Annotated in this window: 20 protein-coding genes; 17 read left to right on the forward strand and 3 right to left on the reverse strand. The window is 60.3% G+C overall.

The window, feature by feature from the left end; genetic code table 11:
- The first annotated feature begins 177 nt into the window (after positions 1-177).
- The 3 genes from LQV39_RS15210 (at position 178) to LQV39_RS15220 (ending at position 4,069) form a co-directional block, all read left to right on the forward strand.
- On the forward strand, positions 178-2,340 hold the full coding sequence (locus tag LQV39_RS15210) for a DUF4214 domain-containing protein (protein WP_230026975.1): 2,163 nt from the start codon (positions 178-180) through the stop codon (positions 2,338-2,340).
- A gap of 63 nt (positions 2,341-2,403) precedes the next feature.
- Positions 2,404-2,607 carry a SlyX family protein gene (locus LQV39_RS15215; RefSeq protein WP_230026976.1) on the forward strand — a complete coding sequence of 68 codons (204 nt, stop codon included), beginning with the start codon at positions 2,404-2,406 and terminating at the stop codon, positions 2,605-2,607.
- A gap of 298 nt (positions 2,608-2,905) precedes the next feature.
- Complete coding sequence (locus tag LQV39_RS15220) at positions 2,906-4,069, forward strand: GNAT family N-acetyltransferase (RefSeq protein WP_230026977.1); 1,164 nt, start codon at positions 2,906-2,908, stop codon at positions 4,067-4,069.
- A gap of 42 nt (positions 4,070-4,111) precedes the next feature.
- On the opposite strand, the gene LQV39_RS15225 is transcribed toward LQV39_RS15220, so the two are convergent.
- Positions 4,112-4,300 (reverse strand): hypothetical protein, encoded by a 189-nt coding sequence (locus LQV39_RS15225; RefSeq protein ID WP_230026978.1) that lies wholly within the window; start codon positions 4,298-4,300, stop codon positions 4,112-4,114.
- A gap of 321 nt (positions 4,301-4,621) precedes the next feature.
- Between LQV39_RS15225 and LQV39_RS15230 the strand changes: the two genes are divergently transcribed.
- From LQV39_RS15230 to LQV39_RS15295, 14 genes are all read left to right on the forward strand, one after another.
- Positions 4,622-5,305, forward strand: a complete 684-nt coding sequence (locus LQV39_RS15230) for a hypothetical protein (RefSeq protein WP_230026979.1) — start codon at positions 4,622-4,624, stop codon at positions 5,303-5,305.
- 195 nt (positions 5,306-5,500) lie between these two features.
- Positions 5,501-6,073, forward strand: coding sequence for a TMEM175 family protein (locus tag LQV39_RS15235; RefSeq protein WP_230026980.1), 573 nt, complete (start codon positions 5,501-5,503; stop codon positions 6,071-6,073).
- 50 nt (positions 6,074-6,123) lie between these two features.
- A complete protein-coding gene (locus tag LQV39_RS15240; RefSeq protein WP_230026981.1) occupies positions 6,124-6,741 on the forward strand; it encodes a TMEM175 family protein in 618 nt (205 codons plus the stop codon).
- A gap of 138 nt (positions 6,742-6,879) precedes the next feature.
- Positions 6,880-9,048 (forward strand): M3 family metallopeptidase, encoded by a 2,169-nt coding sequence (locus tag LQV39_RS15245; RefSeq protein ID WP_230026982.1) that lies wholly within the window; start codon positions 6,880-6,882, stop codon positions 9,046-9,048.
- Between the two features lie 22 nt (positions 9,049-9,070).
- A complete protein-coding gene (locus tag LQV39_RS15250; protein WP_230026983.1) occupies positions 9,071-11,194 on the forward strand; it encodes a M3 family metallopeptidase in 2,124 nt (707 codons plus the stop codon).
- 500 nt (positions 11,195-11,694) lie between these two features.
- Entirely contained in the window at positions 11,695-11,835 is a 141-nt protein-coding gene (locus LQV39_RS15255) for a hypothetical protein (RefSeq protein WP_230026984.1), read from the forward strand.
- Between the two features lie 34 nt (positions 11,836-11,869).
- A complete protein-coding gene (locus tag LQV39_RS15260) occupies positions 11,870-12,010 on the forward strand; it encodes a hypothetical protein (RefSeq protein ID WP_230026985.1) in 141 nt (46 codons plus the stop codon).
- A 32-nt stretch (positions 12,011-12,042) separates the two neighbouring features.
- On the forward strand, positions 12,043-12,183 hold the full coding sequence (locus tag LQV39_RS15265; RefSeq protein ID WP_230026986.1) for a hypothetical protein: 141 nt from the start codon (positions 12,043-12,045) through the stop codon (positions 12,181-12,183).
- Between the two features lie 100 nt (positions 12,184-12,283).
- Positions 12,284-13,024 carry a hypothetical protein gene (locus tag LQV39_RS15270; RefSeq protein WP_230026987.1) on the forward strand — a complete coding sequence of 247 codons (741 nt, stop codon included), beginning with the start codon at positions 12,284-12,286 and terminating at the stop codon, positions 13,022-13,024.
- Positions 13,025-13,109: 85 nt separating this feature from the next.
- Positions 13,110-14,378, forward strand: coding sequence for an HlyD family secretion protein (locus tag LQV39_RS15275; RefSeq protein WP_230026988.1), 1,269 nt, complete (start codon positions 13,110-13,112; stop codon positions 14,376-14,378).
- A gap of 15 nt (positions 14,379-14,393) precedes the next feature.
- Positions 14,394-16,532 (forward strand): peptidase domain-containing ABC transporter, encoded by a 2,139-nt coding sequence (locus tag LQV39_RS15280; protein WP_230026989.1) that lies wholly within the window; start codon positions 14,394-14,396, stop codon positions 16,530-16,532.
- 65 nt (positions 16,533-16,597) lie between these two features.
- On the forward strand, positions 16,598-16,810 hold the full coding sequence (locus LQV39_RS15285) for a VF530 family DNA-binding protein (protein WP_230026990.1): 213 nt from the start codon (positions 16,598-16,600) through the stop codon (positions 16,808-16,810).
- Positions 16,807-17,100, forward strand: a complete 294-nt coding sequence (locus LQV39_RS15290; RefSeq protein WP_230026991.1) for a DUF4404 family protein — start codon at positions 16,807-16,809, stop codon at positions 17,098-17,100. Before LQV39_RS15285 ends, LQV39_RS15290 begins: the two co-directional genes overlap by 4 nt.
- 222 nt (positions 17,101-17,322) lie before the next feature.
- On the forward strand, positions 17,323-19,629 hold the full coding sequence (locus tag LQV39_RS15295) for a YgiQ family radical SAM protein (RefSeq protein WP_230026992.1): 2,307 nt from the start codon (positions 17,323-17,325) through the stop codon (positions 19,627-19,629).
- 150 nt (positions 19,630-19,779) lie between these two features.
- Here LQV39_RS15295 and LQV39_RS15300 read toward each other — a convergent pair whose 3' ends face one another.
- Positions 19,780-20,919 carry an AI-2E family transporter gene (locus tag LQV39_RS15300; RefSeq protein WP_230026993.1) on the reverse strand — a complete coding sequence of 380 codons (1,140 nt, stop codon included), beginning with the start codon at positions 20,917-20,919 and terminating at the stop codon, positions 19,780-19,782.
- Positions 20,916-21,398: a cyclic nucleotide-binding domain-containing protein gene (locus LQV39_RS15305; protein WP_230026994.1), complete on the reverse strand. Its 483-nt coding sequence runs from the start codon at positions 21,396-21,398 to the stop codon at positions 20,916-20,918. The genes LQV39_RS15300 and LQV39_RS15305 overlap by 4 nt, the downstream gene beginning before the upstream one ends.
- Positions 21,399-21,556 lie beyond the last annotated feature (158 nt).

Consider the following 21,556-nt stretch of genomic DNA (forward strand, 5'->3'; position numbering starts at 1 on the left):
TTACTCGACGTTAATATGGTTTTGGCGTCAGTAAACGTTCAATATCTTTCGTTGCGTAGAAGCCTTGGGCAAGTGGCAAGGAGGTGCGCACGATTGAAATCTTATTTGACTTCAACTGTTGAGCAGGAAATACTTTCCTGAAGTGATTTTGTCACAATCAACATAGAAGTTAATGGCATGGCAACCGTATCCGACATCACCATCACCCCGACTTCCGGGCTGAACCATATCGACGCGCTGCTCGATAGCGGTCCGGACTGGAATTTCCTGACGCCGCCGGGCAACACGCTGTATTACACGTTCTCGATCACGTCCGGTAACGAGGCGGGGCAAGGGGGCCAGGAAGCGTTCACGTCTGCGCAGCAGGTGGCAACGCGCAGCGCGCTCGCCTACATTTCGAAACTGACCGGGATCCAGTTCACGGAAACCGTCAATGGCGCCGACGCCCAGATCCACCTGTGTAACGTCGACCTGCAGGGTTCCAATGTTACCGGCCTGTGCAGCTGGCACAGCAGCTACAGCTATGCGGGAACCCAGCTGGTCAGCTACGACGCCGATGCCTACGTCTATCTCGACAATGTGGAGTGGTTCGCGCAGAACCGCAACCTGACCCCGAGCACCTACGGCTACGAAACCCTGCTGCACGAGCTGGGCCATGCGCTCGGCCTGAAGCACCCCTTCGACGACAGCATTCACCTGCCTGCGTCGCAGGACAACACCAACAACACCCTGATGTCCTACACCGACGCGGGCAGCGCCCACTCGGTTTACAGCCAGTACGACATCGCCGCTCTCAACTGGCTCTACGGCGGCGACGGCCTGGGCGGCGCATTGGGCATCAATTCAACCACCGGAGCCCGGTATATCACGGGCACCAGCGGCGCAGACACCCTCACGGGTACGGCCGCCAATGACAAGCTTGAAGGCGATGGAGGCAATGACATGATTGATGGAGGAAGTGGATTCGATACCGCCGTGTTCCGCGGCGTCCGCAGCAACTACGCATTCAGCGCGCTCGCGAACGGCGACCTGACGGTGACGAGCCTCGACGGCATCGACGGCATCGACACGCTGCGCTCGGTCGAAGTGCTGCAGTTTACGGACATGAGCGCGAGCCGCGCAGACTTGGTCGACACGACTGCGCCGGCCGTGCCGACCATGGTAGTGACCAAAAACGTCAACGGCTATGCGACCGGCAGCACGCCGCTCGTGACCGGCAAGGCCGAAGCCGGCTCTACGGTTAAGGTCTTCACCAGCGGCAGCCAACTGGTCGGCACAACCACCGCAGACTCCAACGGCCTGTACACGCTGACGCTCAATAAATTTTCTGACGGAACCAATTATCAGGTCTACGCCACGGCAACTGATGCTGCAGGAAACATCTCGCTTAGCAGTAATGTGGTGAGCTTCAATATTGACGGCACTGCACCGGTCAAGCCGAGCTATAACGATCCGACCTTGAACTCGGCCGGCAACCAAGCCACTTTCATTGGCACGGGCGAAGCCAACACTACAATTGAGCTATTGCGTGGTGGCGACCTACAGACAATTGCGCGCACGACGGTTGGTAACGACGGCAAATGGCAGCTTGAAACGTCTCCACTGCCGAACGGCAATTATACGATCAGCGTTGTTTCCAGCGATCTCGGCAACAACAGCACCAGCGCTGCAAACCGGACCACCTTAACGGTCAACAGCGCGGCGAACATCACCGGCACCGCTGCCAACGATACGCTCAAGCCTGGCGCCGGCAACAATGCGGTCGATGGCGGAGACGGACTCGATACCGCCGTCTACGCCGGATCGCGCAGCGGCTTCACGCTTGCCCAGGAAGCCTGGGGCTATGGCGTGACCAACACTGCCGGCACCGACCACGACTCCCTGATCAATGTCGAGCGCGTGCATTTCGAGGGCGACGATTCCTGGGTGGCGCTGGATATCGATGGCACCGCGGGCCAGCTGTTCCGCCTGTACTCGGCCGCGTTCGGGCGTGAATCGGACAAGGTTGGCATGGGCTTCTGGATCTGGCGCATGGAAACCGGCAGCAGCCTGAACACGGTGGCGCGCGAATTCATGACCGGCCAGCCGGAATTCGACGCGAAGTATGGCGTCAACCCGACCGACGCCACCTTCGTCACCAATCTGTACAACAACGTGCTGCACCGCGACCCCGATTCGGAAGGCTTCCAGTACTGGATCAACGCCCTGGCCGGCAATCCGAACAAGGCCGAGGTGCGTGCGCAGGTGCTGATCGAGTTTGCGGACAGCATCGAGAACCAGACGAACGTCGTCGACAACTTCAAACTGGGCATCGACTACGTTCCCTGGGTTCATGCCTGATCGCAGGTGTCGCCGTTCACGAGCCGCTGTCATAATGCGGCTCTTCTCATTTCAGGAACTGCCGTGAGCGACGAAGACCGTTTCATCGATATCGAAATCAAGGTGGCGCACCAGGAAAACCTGGTCGAGTCGCTGAACCAGACCATTTATGAGCAGGGCCGCCGCATCGACCAGCTCGAAGCCATGGTGGCCAAGCTGGCCGAGCACATCCGCGTCCTGCGCGACGCCGGTCAGGGACCGGTCAACGAAAAGCCGCCTCACTACTGAGGCAATCTTTGTAGCTATCGCGCAACAGCGTATATGCGCCAAATTATGCGGTATGCATCGTTTGGCAAATTAATCATATATTTCGTTTTATCTACGGCAAGTAGATGCGCCATAAATGTTTTTAGTTACCAATTTCAACCGGAAACTGCTGTACTGTAGAGCTAGCTGCCGCTATTATCGCCGGACGATGTAAATACAATCAGATCCGTCAATTTCGACGGTCAACTGGTCCGGCGAGGTCGACGTGAAAGCATCTGTTCAAACCACCAAAAAAATATCGAACACGCCCACGTGGACGATGCCGGCGACCTTGCCTGCACAGCGGCGCACCGAGGTGGCGCAACGCTTCGAATTTTTCGACGTCACCCACGACCATGACCGATCCGATGTCCAGGCGGCATGGCGCCAGCTGCTGGAAACGGGCCACAGTCCGGAAAAGCTGTACCAGCTGCCGGCATTCTTCAAGTACATGATGGACACCGCCAGGCCCGGTGAGGCAGCCTGCGAACTGCATCTCGTGCGCCGCCGCAGCGATGCCAGGATCGTGGGCGTGGTCCCGGGACGCAAAGCAAAGCACAAGATCGGTGTCCGCCTCGGCCCGCTGACCCTGTTCGAGCGCGCCGTTCCGGTCTACCAGGTGCTGGGCAGCGTGTTGCTGCTCGACGCAGGCGAGGAAGGGCTGCCAGGATTCGTCCTGAAGAACCTGCTGCAGCGCCATCCCGATTGCCGCGCCCTGCTGATGCAGGCCATGCCCGAAGAGCTGGCCGGCAGCACCGGTCACAAAGGGCTGTCCAGCCACATCATGCATGGCTGGCGCGACTGCCATACCGTGCCGCTGCCTGCGGATGTCGACACCTACCTGCAAAAGCTCAGCGCCAAGAAGCGCTACAACCTGTCGCGCCAGGTGCGTCTGCTGGCCAAGGAAGCAGGCGAAGTCCAGCTGATGCGGGTCGAACATCCGGACCAGGTCCCGGCCCTGATGGACGCCATGCGCAGCCTGCTGAGCGACGCTGAACTCGCCGTCCAGGCGACGCAGGCAAGGCTCGAAAGCCTGGCCCGCCACGGGCTGCTGCATTCCTACGTGCTCCGCTGCGGCGAGCAGGCAGTGGCGCTGGTACTGGGCACCCGCTCGGACGATGTATGGCACGTGCACAATATCTCCTGCAAGCATGAATACATGAACCTGTCGGTCGGCACCAGCGTCGTTCACCTTGCCCTGCAGGATACGATCGCCAACGGCAATTTCATCCATGCCGATTTCGGCTACGGCACCCCGAACCAGGAATTCCGCTCCACCCACGTGCTGCAGCGGCGCGGCAAGCTGCTGCTGTGCCGGCGGCACGGCATGGCCGATCTGCTGTTCAGCCTGCATGGCGCCCAGGACCGGATGAACGAAGCCCTGATTGGCCGCGTCAAGGGCTTCCGCAGGTGGCTGAAAGAGCGCAGGCGGGTAGGCGCCTAGGCCGCAGACCGGGGGCGCATCCCGCGGCATCTTCGGCCGGGTTCAGATCACCGGGATATGCAGCTGATTGTCGTCGCCCAGGACCAGGCCTTGCCAGGTTGCTGGCTTGCCCGTTATTTCCCACGCTAGAATCTGCTGGGGTGTACGCCCCATGCCACCAACAAGGCCGGCCATTTGGTGCTTGTCGAGTTCCCTGGCAATGGCCAGGTCTTTGATCGTCAGCTTGTTCATTTCAGTCTCCTCAAGTGGTTAACAATCCTGGGCGCCGCACCGGGCACATTAAAATTCGATTGCAGGAAGCGTGCCTGGGGCATATCTCGCTTGTTTGGCGATAGATGAAGGACTTGGGAGCATCACCTGTTGGTTTGGCTGCGACACTGGTGCCGATTGTGTTGGTGGCCTTCGAACATAATTGCACGAGGAGGAATGATAGGCAGGAGGTCGTCACCCCTTTGACGACTTGCGCCCGAACTCAGCAGGCCGAACGCTGTATAGTTCAGATAAGCAATCTTTCTAACTGAACATTTTACGGCCGTCGCCGGTGGACTTGACATGGGTTACGACTACGGGAGCTTTTCGAAAGCTGGACCTCGGCTATTGAAGCCAGCTGTGCAGGAACTAAAGTTCAAGCAACTGAGTGGCGTCGCGTTTGCGCGCGATCGGAGCCAATGGGTTGACGGCATTCTGCTCCAGCAGAGTGCACATGGAGGGGGCGACTTCTGCGTCAATGTCGGCATAGACGTGCCCGCGCTTGATGACTTGCGGATGCGAGCCCCCGCCGAGCGGCAATTCGGCCTGCTCATATGGGGGCGACTCGGACCGGACGGCGTCGATGACGGAACCTGGTTCCCCGCTTCGGACAAGGTCGAACTGGAAGCAAGCATGAGAGAGGTCCAGTCTTATCTTCCCATAGCCGAGGCCTGGTACAGGAAGTTTCTCTCGATAGAGGATATCGCCGCCGAGTACTTGAGGCGAAACGACCTCACGCATATCGAAGAAGACGAACATTTGTCGACTGTGGCAATCACCAATTACGGCTTGTTGTTACAGCTTGCGGGCCATCTGAGCGAATCGCGCAGATGGCTCGAGATTGCGCGGGCACAGTGGGCGTTTGTGGTTCGCGAAAATCTTCGGCGCTTCGACAAGAGAAAGCCTGGCAAAGAGGCACTGTCTTATCATCAGTCAGACTTGGAACAGCTCCGTGAAGTGGAGGCCATGCTTGATCGAACCGCGTGAAGTAAGCTTAAGGGCTGCCGATGAAAACATAGCGTCATACTGCTTTCTCGGCTCGTGGTTGACGCTTTTGGTCATGACAGCCTTCAGCTCGAAATCGCTTCTCGACATCCAGGGGTAGGGCGGCATGTAAAGTAGTGCTACCGATATCTGTGGAGATTACATGGGCAAAAACCGACTGGCGTCATCGTCATCATCATGGTGCTGGAACTCAAAGTCCCGCACAGCCCGGATTTCCGCGCGCTATTGCCGCTATGGCCTGTCTTCATGAGCTACGTGCTGAGTTTCATCTACGTCGGCATCTACTGGAACAAGCACCAGTATAGATATCACCCATTCTTCAGCAACTTGCGCACAGCATTAATGTCGTCGGTTTGCCTACTTTTACTGTCTGGTTGCAGTACTGTCGTGTCCGACGACAGCAAACAACCGGTTTTCGCGCCATATATAGGAAAATCGCTTGCTTTACAGCGCAGTCAACGATTGTGCGAAATGCCGGACGATCATAAGGTTTACGCGGTTCGTCGAGTCAAACTGGCAAGTCTGACCGAATATTGTCCTAAGCAATTGATAGCGCTCCCCAGGGGCACGGTCATTACGATTGATGGGGTATCGAAACGATGGATGCCCGTGTCTGGCGCATTCTGGTACGCGCTTGGTCATGTGGCCGGAACGAATTATGACTTCGAGTATCCTTGGGCCTATATCTATACCGTGCGAGCGCCCTGGGAGCCAGATACTGTGCCGGAAAAGCGGCCACCTCCCGGATAGCGAATACGCGTCAAACAACTTCTGATCAACCGGCTGAGAAGGAAGCAGAATTGGGTAAAAATCGCCTTGAAGCCTTCAGCGACGGCGTCATCGCCATCATCATCACCATCATGGTGCTGGAACTCAAAGTTCCGCACAGCGCCGACTTCCGTGCGCTGCTGCCGCTATGGCCCGTGTTCATGAGCTACGTGCTCAGCTTCATCTACGTCGGCATCTACTGGAACAACCACCATCACATGCTCCACGCCGTAAAGGAAGTCAGCGGCGGCATCCTGTGGGCCAACCTGCACCTGCTGTTCTGGCTGTCCCTGATTCCCTTCGTGACGGCCTGGATGGGCGAGAACCATTTCGAGACCGGCCCCACCGCCGCCTACGGCTTCGTGCTGTTCATGTGCGCGGTGGCGTATGCGCTACTGGTGCGCGGCCTGGTGCGCAATCACGAGAAGAACACGACCCTGGCGGAGGCCATAGGCGACGACCGCAAGGGCAAGATCTCGATCGTGCTCTACCTGGCTGGCGTGGCACTGGCCTGGTTTGCCGCCTGGCTGGGCTTCCTGGTCTACGCGGCGGTGGCCGTGATGTGGCTGATTCCGGACCGGCGCATCGAAGAGAAGGTGGTCGAGGAAATCGAAGAGGAAGAGGCGGCCGCCGAGCGCGAGCAGCAATAAGCGTCTGCGTTCAACTACATACGATATACCCGCGACATTTCCGATGTGACGACGCGGCAATAACCCTGCTATGATCTTCCGCGCCCTTGCTGCCGGGCCCGCTCCGGCAGTGTCCATACAGTGTCCGTGAAAGATCGCATGAAACAGCCACTCCGCCTCATCGTCGCGGCAAGCATCGCGCTTGCCTATGCAGCCACCGCCATCCCGGCCGTTGCCGCGCCTGCCGCCTCCGCCCCTGCCTCCATCAACGTCCTCGACGCCTCGAATCCCTTCGCCAGGGCCAGCACGCTGCCCTTCCACTACCCGGCCTTCGACAAGATCAAGGACGAGCATTTCAAGCCGGCCTTCGAAGTCGGCATGCGCGTGCATCTGCTGGAAGTCGAGGCGATCGCCAACAACCGTAACGCGCCGACCTTCGACAACACCATCGTCGCGATGGAGCGCGCGGGCCAGCTGCTGTCGCGTGTGGCGACCACCTTCTCGAACCTGCAGGGTGCGAACACCAACGACAACCTGGATGCGATCGACCGCGAGATGTCGCCGAAGCTGGCCGCGCACCAGGACGCGATCTTCATGAACGACAAGCTGTGGAAGCGCGTGAAGACCCTGTACGACAAGCGCGACAACCTCAAACTCGACGCCGAGTCGAAGCACCTGCTGGAGCGCTACCACCGCGACTTCGTGCGCGCCGGCGCCAAACTGTCGGCAGCGAACAAGGAGAAGCTGAAGGCGTATAACGGCGAGATCGCCAGCCTGCAGTCGACCTTTGCCCAGAACGTGCTGAAGGAAGCGAATGCTTCGGCCCTGGTGGTCGATACCCGTGCCGAACTGGCCGGCCTGTCCGACGCCGAGATCGACGCCGCAGCAGCGGAAGCGAAGAAGCGCGGCCTGGACGGCAAGTTCGTGATCGCGCTGGCGAATACCACCGGCCAGCCGCTGCTGTCCTCGCTGACCAACCGCGGCACGCGCGAACGCCTGATGGCGGCCTCGCTGGCACGCGGCAGCCACGGCGGCGACTTCGACAGCCGCGAGCTGGTACAGCGCCTGGCCAAACTGCGCGCCGAGAAGGCGACCCTGCTGGGCTACCCGAACTTCGCGGCCTATTCGCTGGAAGTCGAAACCGCGAAGAACCCGGAAGCCGTGAATAAACTGCTGGGCGAGCTGGCGCTGCCGGCCGTGAACAACGCGAAGCTCGAAGCTGCCGAGATCCAGAAGGTGATCGATGCGGAGAAAGGCGGCTTCCAGGTCGCGGCGCAGGACTGGGCCTTCTACACCGACAAGGTGCGCCAGCAAAAATATGCCTTCGACGAGAGCCAGCTGAAGCCCTACTTCGAGTTGAACAACGTGGTGCTGAACGGCGTGTTCTTCGCCGCGAACAAGGAGTTCGGCATCAGCTTCAAGGAGCGCAAGGACCTGCCGGTGTACGACCCGGACGTGCGCGTGTTCGACGTCTTCGACGCCGACGGCAAGCAGCTGGCGATCTTCATCATGGATTACTACGCGCGCCCGAACAAGCAGGGCGGCGCCTGGATGAACGAGTACGTGACGCAATCGACGCTGCTGGGTAACCACCCGGTGGTGGCGAACCACCTGAACATTCCGAAGCCGCCCGCCGGCCAGCCGACCCTGCTGACCTACGACGAGGTGCGCACCGCCTTCCACGAATTCGGCCACGCGCTGCACGGCATGTTCTCGAACGTGAAGTACCCGACCTTCGGCGGCGCCAATACGCCGCGCGACTTCGTCGAGTATCCGTCCCAGGTCAACGAGATGTGGGCGACCTGGCCGGAAGTCCTTGCCAACTACGCCAAGCACTACCAGACCGGCGCGGCCATGCCGCAGGAGCTGCTGGACAAGGTGCAGGCCTCGAAGAAATTCAACATGGGCTACATCACGACCGAGTACCTGGCGGCCTCGCTGCTGGACCAGCGCTGGCACCAGCTGACGCCCAAGCAGATCCCGAGCGACGTGCTGGGCTTCGAAGCGGCCGCCCTGAAGGATGCGGGCGTGGACTTCGCGCCGGTGCCGCCGCGCTATCGCACGACCTACTTCTCGCACAGCTTCTCGCTCGGCTATTCGGCCGGCTACTACGCCTACCTGTGGAGCGAAAAGCTGGATGCGGACACGGTCGAGTGGTTCAAGGAGAACGGCGGCCTGCTGCGCAAGAACGGCGACCACTTCCGCCAGACCCTGCTGTCGCGCGGCGGTTCGGCCGATGCGATGGACCTGTTCCGCAATTTCCGCGGACGCGATGCGCAGATCCAGCCGCTGCTGGAGCGCCGCGGCCTGACCGGCACCCAACAATAAAACGATTTATACCGGAGAGAGAATGAACCGTTCCTACATCCTGGCCTTCGCCGTCACCGCGGCCGTGGCCACCTTCGCCCACGCAGCACCATCCCGGCTGCCGGACTCGAATCCCTTCGCCAAGCCGAGCACCCTGCCGTTCCAGTACCCGGCCTTCGACAAGATCAAGAACGAAGACTTCGCGCCGGCCTTCGAGGAAGGCATGCGCCAGCATTCGCTTGAAATCGACGCCATCGCCGCTAGCCGCGCCGCGCCCACTTTCCAGAACACCATCGTCGCGATGGAGCGTTCGGGCCAGCTGCTGAATCGCGTCTCGACCGCCTTCTACAACCTGGTCGGCGCCAACACCAACGACACCTTGAATGCGCTGGACAAGGAACTGGCGCCGAAGCTGGCCGCGCACAGCGACAAGATCCGCCTGAACGAAAAGCTCTACAAGCGCATCAAGACCCTGTACGACAAGCGCGACACCCTGCACCTGGACGCCGAGTCGGCCTATCTGCTGCAGCGCTACCACACCGACTTCGTGCGCGCCGGCGCCCAGCTGTCCGCCAGCGACAAGGTCAAGCTGAAGGCCTACAACGGCAAGATCGCGGGCCTGCAGACCCAGTTCAGCCAGAACGTGCTGAAGGAAGCGAACGCCTCGGCCCTGGTGGTCGACAGCCGCGAGGAACTGGCCGGCATGTCGGACAAGGCGATCGACGTCGCCAGCGCGGAAGCGAAGAAGCGCGGCCTGGACGGCAAGTTCGTGATCCCGGTCGTGAACACCACGCAGCAGGCGCCCTTGTCCGTGCTGACAAACCGCGCCACCCGCGAAAAGCTGCTGGCGACCTCGATGGCGCGCGGCAGTCATGGCGGCGAATTCGACAACCGCCAGGTGGTGCTGGAACTGGTGAAGACGCGCGCCGAGCGTGCGAAGCTGCTGGGCTATCCGAACCACGCGGCCTACATGCTGGAAGACCAGACCGCGAAGACCACCGGCGCCGTCAACAAGCTGCTGGCCGAATTCGCCAGACCGGCCGTGAACAACGCGAAGAAGGAAGCGGCCGACCTGCAGAAGGCGATCGACGCCGAAGGCGGCAAATTCCAGGCTGCCGCCTACGACTGGAACTACTACAGCGACAAGGTACGCGCCCAGCGCTACGCCTTCGACCAGAGCCAGCTGCGTCCCTACTTCGAGTACAACCGCGTGCTGATCGACGGCGTGTTCTTCGCTGCCACCAAGGAATACGGCATCACCTTCAAGGAACGCAAGGACCTGCCGGTATACGATCCGGACGTGCGCGTGTTCGACGTCTTCGACGCCGACGGCAAGCAGCTGGCGATCTTCCTGCACGACCCCTACGCGCGCGCCAACAAACGCGGCGGCGCCTGGATGAATGCCTATGTCGGCCAGAACACCCTGCTGGGCACGCACCCGGTGATCGCGAACCACCTGAACATCCCGAAGCCGGCCGCCGGCGAGCCGACCCTGCTGACCTACGACGAAGCGCGCACCATGTTCCACGAGTTCGGCCATGCGCTGCACGGCATGTTCTCGAACGTGAAGTACCCGCGCTTCTCGGGCACCCGCGTGCCGCGCGACTACGTCGAGTTCCCGTCGCAGGTCAACGAGATGTGGATGGCCTGGCCGGAAGTGCTGGCCAACTATGCGAAGCACTACCAAACCGGCGCGCCGATGCCGAAGGAACTGCTGGACAAGGTGCAGGCATCCGCCAAGTTCAACGAAGGCTACCGCACTACCGAGTACCTGGCGGCTTCGATGCTGGACCAGAGCTGGCACCAGCTGCGCCCGGACCAGATCCCGGCCGACGTGCTGGGCTTCGAAGCCAAGGCCCTGCATGACGCCGGCGTCGACTTCCCGCTGGTCCCGCCGCGCTACCGCACGACCTACTTCTCGCACGTGTTCTCGGGCGGCTACTCGGCCGGCTACTACGGCTACCTGTGGGCCGAGAAGCTGGACGCCGACACCGTCGAGTGGTTCAAGGAAAACGGCGGCCTGACGCGCAAGAACGGCGACCGCTTCCGCCAGATGCTGCTGTCGCGCGGCGGCACCATGGATGCGATGGACATGTACCGCAACTTCCGCGGCCGCGATGCGAAGATCGAGCCGCTGCTGGAGCGCCGCGGCTTGACCGGTAACTGATCATCCATGGCAGCGGCAACATCGGCGCCTTCGCGTCGCTGCTGCTGCCGCTGCCCGCAGATTCTTCCTCACGCTGCATCCTGGCAGCGTCATCGCTTTCCCCTGCCATTCCAACTCCTCGCACAGCGGTATTGACAGCCTGCGGCTGCTGTGTTGCGCCCACGTAACATAGTAAATTTTTTTTGCAAATGTGAAATTTGGAGAGATTGGTTGCTGATCAGTACGCTATTCTGTGTGCATGGAGAATGGCTGTCGAGCCATCGACTTATATCGCCTATTAATATTTATTAAAAGGGGATATGGAATATATTTGCCTTTTATTATTTTTGTAAATACCCATAATAAGAAACAAAAATAAATAATTAAAAAAGGTTGACGCAGGTTTTTTTAGAAAATAATATTTTCAACAAGGCGGCGGTGAATTGCCCGATTCTAGATAAGAAGAAGGTTTTATTATTAATTGCCAAAGCTGATTTTCCTAAACCTGAAAGGATTTGAAAATGCGCGAATTGAATATCGAAGAAATGGAAATGATCAGCGGTGGCGCGGAAGCTGGCTGCTCGGTGACCACCACCACGACCACCAATGCCGACGGCTCGAGCACGAGCAAGACCACCTGGGAATGCCACGTCAAGTCGTAATTGCATAACTTATACAAACAAACTGGAGACGAAAATGCGTGAACTGAATATCGAAGAAATGGAAATGATTAGCGGCGGCGTGGAAGTCGGCTGCTCGAAGACCACCACCACGACCACCAACAAGGATGGCTCGACCACGACCGTCACGACATACGAATGCCACGCCAAGTCGTGATTGCATAATTCAAAAATAAACCGGAGACGAAAATGCGTGAACTGAATATCGAAGAAATGGAAATGATCAGCGGCGGCGTGGAAGTCGGCTGCTCGAAGACCACCACCACGACCACCAACAAGGATGGCTCGACCACGACCGTCACGACCTACGAATGCCACGCCAAGGCATAAGTCGTTGATGTAGCGGGAGATTATCTCTCGGAAAGGCTCGGCCGCGTGCCGGGCCTTGTTGCAGATGTACTCGGAAAGCTATTCGCGAAAGTCTCGGATCATGAAGTTTTTGTTGACGATGTTGCTGTTCCTGGGGCTGGTCCCGGGGGCTCAGGCCGGCTGGGAGCGGGTCTCGGCAGATACGATCAGGTTTTCCGGGGATATCAATCCCGGCTCGTACAAGGAATTCCTTGAGGTGTCGAAGGGCGGCTATAAGAATGTGGTGTTGCAGAGTTTCGGCGGCACGCCGTTGACCGCGCTGAAAATTGCCGAGGATATTTCGAAAAATAATGTAAAAGTCGAGATTGACGGCTACTGTTTCTCGGCTTGCGCAAATTATCTGGCATTGGCCGGCAAGACACTGGTTCTTCCTTGCGACGCATTGCTGGGCTGGCATGGTTCTCCCACGCTGGAGTCGGATGAAGAGATCGCCAGGAAAAATGAAATGCTCGATTATCCGTTTGAATTGACGCGGGCATATCAGAAATGGGTTGGCGAATTCCGTGCGAGGGAAAACAGGTTTTATCGGTCCGTGAAAGTCGATCCTGCGTTGTTACAGGACTCGGTCGCGGTCCCGTCCGGGGAAAATATCAAGCCGAAGGTCAGTTTTACTCTCGATGAAGAATCCGGGGAGTTTTCGGTTACCCGCTCGGCGACATTATGGATTCCCCTGCCGGATACGCTCGAAACCTATGGCGTGTCCACCAGCGGATTTTGCCGGCGTTATACCCGCGAAGATATAAAAACCATTCTCAAGCAGCGCGGGATGAGCGCGATCGCTTTTTCTTCGGGCCGTAAATAAAAGCCGGCCTCAAATGTTAAATCGACTTATTCGAGCTGCATAAAACCGGCCCGGAGGCAATGCCGGGCGTGGTATCCGACAAGACATGAACCCGCCTAATCAACCCCTTTTTCGTACCGAGTCGATCGAGCATGTCAGCGCGAAGCAATATGGCACAGTCATCCTGGCGCGCACGGTCAGCCATCATTTTCTGACGGCCCTGTTCGTCGTCATCGGCTTGGCAATCGTGGCCTTCTTTATTGCCTTCGACACGACCCGGAAGGCGCAATGCCAGGGAATCCTGATTCCATCGACCGGTGTCATCAAGATCACGTCTAACCAGAACGGCGTCATCAAAGAAAAGCGCGTCGCGGAAGGCACGCTGGTCAAGGCCGGCGACGTGCTGTTCGTACTGTCGAGTGAGCGCAGCAGTGTGGACTCTGCCTCCACAGAACAGGCGGTGTCCGCGTTTCTGAAGGAGCGGCGAAACAGTTTCGAGGCCGAATTACAGCAATCGAATCTGCAGTCGCAGCAGCGGGTCGATGCTGCCCGCCGGCGCGTTCAGGAGCTGACACAGGAGGGCGCCTATATCGCAGACCAGATCGCTTTGCAGCAGCGCCGTGTCGTGTTGGCGGAGCAGGCGCAAAAGCGGTATGGCGACTTGCTGACAGCCAGGTATATTTCGGCGGCCCAGTTTCAGGACAGGCAGGTGGAATTCCTCGACCAGCAACAGAAGCTGGCTGACCTCCAGCGGGCACAGGCGGCGACCAGGCGAGACCTGAGTACGGCGCAGGATGATATCCGCGACAAGGAGCTGCAGGCACAGCGCGACGCCGGCGCACTGCGGCGCAGTGTCTCCAGCCTCGAGCAGGACCTGACCGAGAACGAGGCGCGCCGCGAAATCCTGGTGCGTGCACCGCAGGATGGCATGGTGACCGCCATCACGATGGAACGCGGCCAGGCGGTGAGTGCGACGACGGTCCTTGCCTCGATCCTTCCGGCGGGAGCGGCACTGGAAGCCGAAATTTATGCGCCGTCGCGTTCGGCCGGATTCGTCAAGTCGGGCATGCCGGTCATGCTGAGGTACCAGGCCTACCCCTACCAGAAATTCGGCCAGTATCCAGCCGTCGTGCGCGAGGTTGCAAATACCTCGCTCCGTCCCGACGAGCTGACCTTACCCGGCGCAGCACCTGGCGCCGCGGCCGAGCCGCTGTACCGTATCAGGCTGACGCTCGACAAACAAACGGTCCAGGCGTACGGCAACGTCCTGCCGCTGAAGTCCGGCATGCTGGTGGACGCCAGTATCGTGCTGGAGCACCGCCGTCTGTACGAATGGGTGATCGAACCCCTGCTCAGTATTTCGGGAAAAATCTAACGGACCGGCCCACCCATGAGAATCATCGAAAAACTGCGCTTGTCCTTCTGGCAGGCCCGGCGTCTTCCTGCCCTGCTCCAGAGCGAAGCTGCGGAGTGTGGCCTGGCATGCTTGTCGATGGTGGCAAGCTACTGGGGGCATCGGGTCAGTATCGCGAACATGCGCCAGCGCTACAGCGTCTCGCTGAAAGGCGTGACGCTCAAGGGTATCGTCACGATGGCCAACGGGATGTCGCTCGACGCACGCCCTTTGCGCCTGGAACTGGAACATCTGCCGAATCTGAAGCTGCCCTGTATCCTGCACTGGAACCTCAACCACTTCGTCGTGCTCAAGGCAGTACGGTCGGGCCATGTCGTGATTCACGATCCGGCAGTCGGGGAGCGCCGCCTGGCGCTGGCCGAGGTGGCGAAGCACTTTACCGGCATCGCACTCGAACTCAGGCCGTCCGCAACGTTCGAACGCAAAGCCGAGACCAGGCAGTTTTCACTCCTGTCGCTGATGGGGCATGTAGTTGGCCTGCGCGCCGGTCTGCTGCAACTGCTGCTGCTTGGCCTCGTCCTGCAGTTATGCACATTGATCGCACCTTTTTACCTGCAGTGGCTGATCGACGATGCGCTCCTCACGGCCGACCGCGACCTGATCACGGTGCTCGGTTGCGGTTTTCTTTTGCTGGTCGTGATCCAGACTTCTCTGGCAGCGGTACGCAGCTGGATCACGACCGTCCTGGCGACGAACCTGAACCTGCAATGGTTCGGCAATGCATTCGCGCATCTCATGCGCCTGCCCCTGCCATTTTTTGAAAAGCGCAATACCGGCGATATCGTGTCGCGCTTCAGTTCGATCCAATCGATGCAGAACGGCTTGACGACCCAACTCGTCGAAGCGGTGATCGATGGCGTCATGGTAATCGGCACGCTGGCAATGATGCTTTTGTATAGCCCTGCGTTGGCGGCGGTTGCGGCGGCGACCGTCGGGGTCTATGTGTTGTTGCGCAGGGCCATGTTCCAGGCATTGAAAGAGGCGACGGCCGAACAGATCATCCATGCTTCGAAACAGCATACGCATTTCATGGAATCGGTACGTGGCGTGCAAAGCATCCGCCTGTTCGGCCGTACCGACGAACGGCGCACGGGGTGGATGAACGCACTGGTCGACCAGTTCAATGCCACGCTGCGGATCGAAAAGCTGTCCGTCTCCGCCAGGACCGCGAATACTTTCCTGTTCGGCGCGGAGCGGGTCATCATCATCTGGATGGCCGCGCTAGCGGTGCTCGATAGCCGCTTCTCGGTGGGTATGCTGTTCGCTTTCATCAGCTACAAGGACCAGTTCAGCCAGCGCATGGCAAGCCTCGTCGACAAGATCTTCGATGTGCAGATGTTGCGTATTCACGGCGAGCGCGTGGCCGATATCGTCCTTGCAGACACCGAACGGGAAACCGACGTGGCCGAGGTCGAGCTGGAGAGTATTTCGCCATCGGTCGAAGTGCGCAACCTGAGCTTCCGTTATGCCGACGGCGAGCCGGCAATCCTGTCGAAGCTTAATCTGGTCATACCTGCCGGGCAGTGTATTGCGGTCACCGGGCCTTCAGGTTCCGGCAAGACCACCTTCATCAAACTGTTGCTCGGCCTCCTCGAACCGACTGAAGGAGAAATCCTGATCGGCGGGGTCAACCTGAAACAGCTGGGTTTGCGCAATTACAGAAAATTGCTTGGGACCGTCATGCAGGAAGATACGCTGTTCGCGGGATCGATTGCCGACAACATCAGCTTTTTCGATCCGTCGCCGGATCAGGAGCAGATACAAGCCTGTGCTTCGCTGGCAGCCATCGGTGCGGAAATCCGCACCATGCCGATGGGATTCAATACTCTGGTCGGGGATATCGGGACAGGCCTGTCCGGCGGACAGAAACAGCGTATCCTGCTGGCCAGGGCGCTCTACAAAAATCCGAAGCTGCTGGTTCTGGATGAAGCGACCAGCCACCTCGACGTGTGGAACGAAAAATCGGTCAATAACGCCATCAAGAAAATTGCGATGACACGCATTATCGTGGCCCACCGTCCGGAAACCATCCAGATGGCGGAGCGCATCATCGTGCTGCAGAGCGGCGTCATTGTGCAGGACGACGCAAGCGAGAAGACGGCGGCGTGCGCCTAGAATGAATAATCGTCTGGGTGTACTGTTAAAATCCGCAACACTCTTATAACGACATCGTCTCTGCAATGAGTGTTCAGGCATTACACGGTATTACTTTAGAATCGGTCCTAACCCGCCTGGTCGAGCACTACGGCTGGGAAGGGCTCGGCCGCCGCATCGCGATCAACTGCTTCATCAAGGACCCCAGCATCAAGTCGAGCCTGAAGTTCCTGCGCAAGACGCCCTGGGCCCGCGAACAGGTCGAGAAGCTGTACCTGGAGACCAGGTTCACCACATGAGGGACGACATGTTGAACGAGAACGAAGACACCCTGAAAGCGCACCTGAAGACCCTGCACCGCCACCTCGAGGAAACGGGCGAGGTCGACGACGAACTGGAGATGCTGCTGCGCCAGCTCGACGGCGACATCCGGCACGTGCTCGAGCGCCGCGCCGACGATCCGGACGCCAACACCTATGGCCTGGCCTCGCGCAGCCAGGAAATCACGGCCCGCTTCGCGGCCCGCCACCCGACCCTGGAGCCGGCGCTGCGCCAGCTTGGTAACATCCTCAACAACATGGGCATCTAAGAGCACCGAACAAAGCCCCCATGGCGGCGTTGCATCGTCTCGCCGTACTAGCGTACTGTCTTCGTGGTCCGCCACTGCGGCGATGCGCCTTGCCCTGCGGGCTTTGTTAGGCGCTCTAAAACAACGTTTCATCCGCAATGGATGAGCCAAGTTGTTGAAAACTAAGCCATTTTTAAAAGGGGAGGGAGCTGGCCGCAGGCTTTTCCTGTAAAATATCGGCCAATGAACTCCCCAGCCAATCTCTTCGCGAACGTTGCCAAACGTTCCAGCCGCGCTCCCGCCGCGCCCTTCCTGCCCATGACCCGCGCCGAGATGGACAAGCTGGGCTGGGATTCGTGCGACATCATCCTGATCACGGGCGACGCCTATATCGACCACCCGAGCTTCGGAATGGCGCTGGTTGGGCGCTTGCTGGAAGCGCAGGGTTACCGGGTCGGCATCATCAGCCAGCCGGACTGGACCTCCGTGGAACCCTTCCGTGCGCTCGGCAAGCCGAACCTGTACTGGGGCATCACCGCCGGCAACATGGACTCGATGGTCAACCGCTACACGGCCGACCGCAAGATCCGCTCGGACGACGCCTACACCCCGAACGCCGAGCCGAACAAGCGCCCGGACCGCGCCGTCACCGTCTACTGCCAGCGCGCCCGCGAAGCCTTCCCGGGCGTGCCGGTCATCGCCGGCTCGATCGAAGCCTCGCTGCGCCGCATCGCGCACTACGATTACTGGTCGGACAAGGTGCGCCGCTCGGTGCTGTTCGAATCGAAGGCCGACCTGGTCATCTTCGGCAACGCCGAGCGCGCGCTGGTCGACGTCACGCGCCGCATCGCCGCCGGCGAGAACATCAAGAGCATCCGCGACCTGCGCGGCACCGCCTTCCTGGTGCCGCACGGCTGGCTGCCGGATGAAGAGTGGTCGGTGCATAACTCGACCCGCGTCGACGTGCCGGGCCGCGTCGATCCGCATCCGAACCCGTATGCGATGGCGCAGGAAGACACCAAGGCTTGCGCCACCGAGAACGCGCAGCCGGAACCGGAAGTCAAACCGATCGTCATCATGACGCGCGAAGAGCGGCAAGCCGCGGCGCGCGAAAAGGCGCGCAAGACCGTGGTGCGCCTGCCGTCGTTTGAAACCGTCAGCGAAGACCCGGTGATGTACGCACACGCTTCGCGCGTGTTCCACCTGGAGTCGAACCCGGGCAACGCGCGCGCGCTGGTGCAGCAGCACGGCGACCGCGACGTCTGGCTGAACGCGCCGCCGCTGCCGCTGGCGATGGACGAGATGGACGGGGTCTACGACCTGTCCTACGCGCGCGCGCCGCACCCGAGCTATGGCAAAGCGCACATCCCGGCTTGGGAGATGATCCGCTACTCGGTGAACATCATGCGCGGCTGCTTCGGCGGCTGCACTTTCTGTTCGATCACCGAGCACGAAGGCCGCATCATCCAGAGCCGTTCGGAGCCGTCGATCCTGCGCGAGATCGAGCTGATTCGCGACACGACCAAGAATTTTGCGGGCACGATCACCGACCTCGGCGGCCCGACTGCCAACATGTACCGCCTGGCCTGCAAAGAGAAGAAAATCGAGGAAACCTGCCGCCGCCTGTCCTGCGTCTACCCGACCATCTGCTCCAACCTGGGCACCGACCACAGCAAGCTGATCTCGCTGTACCGCAAGGCGCGCGCAATCCCGGGCATCAAGAAGATCCTGATCGGTTCCGGCCTGCGCTACGACCTGGCCGTGCGTTCGCCCGAGTACGTGAAGGAGCTGGTCACGCACCACGTCGGCGGCCTGCTGAAGATCGCGCCGGAGCACACGGAAGAGGGCACGCTGTCGAAGATGATGAAGCCGGGTATCGGCGCCTACGACGAGTTCAAGGCGCTGTTCGACAAGTACTCGAAGGAGACGGGCAAGAAGCAGTACCTGATCCCCTACTTCATCGCGGCCCACCCGGGTTCGACCGACGAGGACATGCTGAATCTCGCGTTGTGGCTGAAGAAGAACAACTTCCACCTCGACCAGGTGCAGACCTTCACGCCGACCCCGATGGCGATGGCGACCACCATGTACCACACCGGGAAGAACCCGCTGGCCAAGGTGACGGCGGAGTCGGAAGCGGTCCTCACCGCCAAGAGCGGCAAGACGCGCAAGCTGCACAAGGCCTTCCTGCGCTACTACGATCCGGAAAACTGGCCGGTGCTGCGCGAAGGCCTCAAGCGCATGGGCCGCGGCGACCTGATCGGCAATGGCGAGCGCCACCTGGTGCCGCCGCCCGGCAGCGAACTGGAAATGACGCCGCGCAGCGAGCGCAAGAGCATGCCGCTGGTGGCCGAGGCGCGCAGCGCGGCGCCGAAGGGCCGCGTGATCGAGGTGGCGACGCGCCGCAATGCCCGCGGCGCTAACGGCGCCAACGGCGGTGGCGGCAAGGGCCGCAGCGAGCCGGCGCCCTTCATGGCGCCGCCGGGAAAGGCCAAGCCGGGCATTTTGTCGACCATCAAGGCCAAGCCGAAGGCGGCAGGACGCAAGTAAGCTCTCTCCAGGTTCAGCCCTGAAACAAAAACGGATTCATGCGCAAACATGAATCCGTTTTTTTATTTCAAAAATTCGGGGTCAGAGCACTTTTTTGAACGATCGCCCCTATGACGCTTGTCCGAAAAAGTGCTCTGACCCCGAATTGTTTTAGACTTTCAGGTCCCCGCTCGCCTGCTTTTCGCGCAGCTGCTTTGCGTAGCGGTGCCTTGCCCGCAGCCGCGGATTGGTCATCAGCCGTCCCAGCGTCTCGCCGATCACCATCACCACGCCCAGCAGCGGCAGCACCAGCATCAGGCCGGCCACGCCGGACAATGCGCCGCCGATGAAGATCATCAGCACGGTAATCAGGGGGTGGATCTTGAGGCTGCGCCCGAGCGTGATCGGCATGAACACGAAGTCGTCCAGCAGGCGCGCCAGGATGAAGACGACAATGGCGCCGTAGGCAACCAGCGGATTGGATGGCGCGTCGGTGGCGGCGACGATCACCACCATCGCGCAGCCGACCACCGAGCCGATGAAGGGCACCCAGGCCAGCAGCGCCGAGATGAAACCCAGCAGCAGCGGCGAGGAGACGCCGATCACCCACAGGCCGAAGCCGAGCACGATGGTGTCGAGCACGGTCAGCTTGAGCAGGCCCTCGAAGTAGCGGCGCGCGGTCTGGTCGACCTGGTGCAGCAGGAACAGGGTGCGTTCGAAGTAGGCGTTCGGCACCGCGCGCGCCAGGAATTTCTTGAAGCGCAGGCCGTCGCGCAGGAAGAAGAAGGCGAGGAAGGGCGCCAGCAGCAGCGAGGGCAGCCAGCCGGCCGCGGTGACCAGGATGGTGGTCAGGTAGCGCTGGGCGAAGGTGTCGGTGAAGACCTTGAAACGCTTGTTGGCCAGCGAGGTGACGTGCATCTCCGCCAGGATCGGGAATTTCGCCTCCAGCAGCGCCATCGTGTTGCGGACAAAGGCCACGCCGCCGTTCGCGTACAGCGCCAGCGTATCGCTCCAGGAGCCGCTGTCTTCCGGGCCCGCATTCCAGGACAGCGCGGCCACCAGCACCAGCGCGGACAGGCCGAAGAAGATGGCGCACACCAGCATCGACGAGACGCTGCGCGAAAAGCCCAGGCGCAGCAGGCGCCGCATCGGGCCCAGCAGGGTGTAGTACATCACGATGCCGAAGATGAGCGGCAGGACCAGCCACAGCATGTGCTCGAGCAGCACCAGCAGCAGGCAGGTGACGGCAATGATTCCGGTCCAGACCACCGGCCCGGCGCGCTCTTCGCGGACCGCGGGTGCGGCGATCATAGCGCTTCCAGCTGGGGGCGGCCGTCGAGCCGCTCGCGCAGGCGCTGGCCGATGTGGCGCGCCAGCGCCAGCGAAATCTTGTAGCCGATGACGGCGTCGGTATCCATCAGCGCCAGGAAGTCGTCGCGGAAGAACACCGCCAGTTCGCAATGGTCGATGGCGCGCACGCGGGCGCTGCGCGGCGAGTTGTCGAGCAGGGCGAGGTCGCCGAAGAAGCTGCCCGGTCCCAGCTCGCTCACCAGCTGGCGGCGGCCCTCGTGCATGCGGCTGATCTCGACGCGGCCCGCCATTACCAGGTAGAGCGCCTGGCCTTCCTCGTTCTCGTCGAAGACGATTTCCTCCGGCTGGTAGCGCCGTTCGTGCATCAGGCCATCCACGAACTTGACCTCGATCGGCTTGAGCGTGCGGAACAGGGACGTGTTCTGCAGCCGGCGCTGGCGCGGGGACAAGGTCTGGGACTTGAGGAAACCAAAGATCACGGCGACTCCAGTAAATATATGCTTGTCAATTATGCACGATTAACTTGTGCCACGCAGCAATAGCACGATGTCTGTGCCGTTATCAGACACTCAAAAGCACCCCGCACGAATCGTACGTGCACAAATGTTAAAAACGTGTAAGATAATTCCTATGTGCA

The sequence above is a fragment of the Massilia sp. Bi118 genome (genome assembly GCF_918697865.1).
In the GTDB taxonomy this organism is placed as follows: Bacteria; Pseudomonadota; Gammaproteobacteria; order Burkholderiales; family Burkholderiaceae_D; genus Telluria.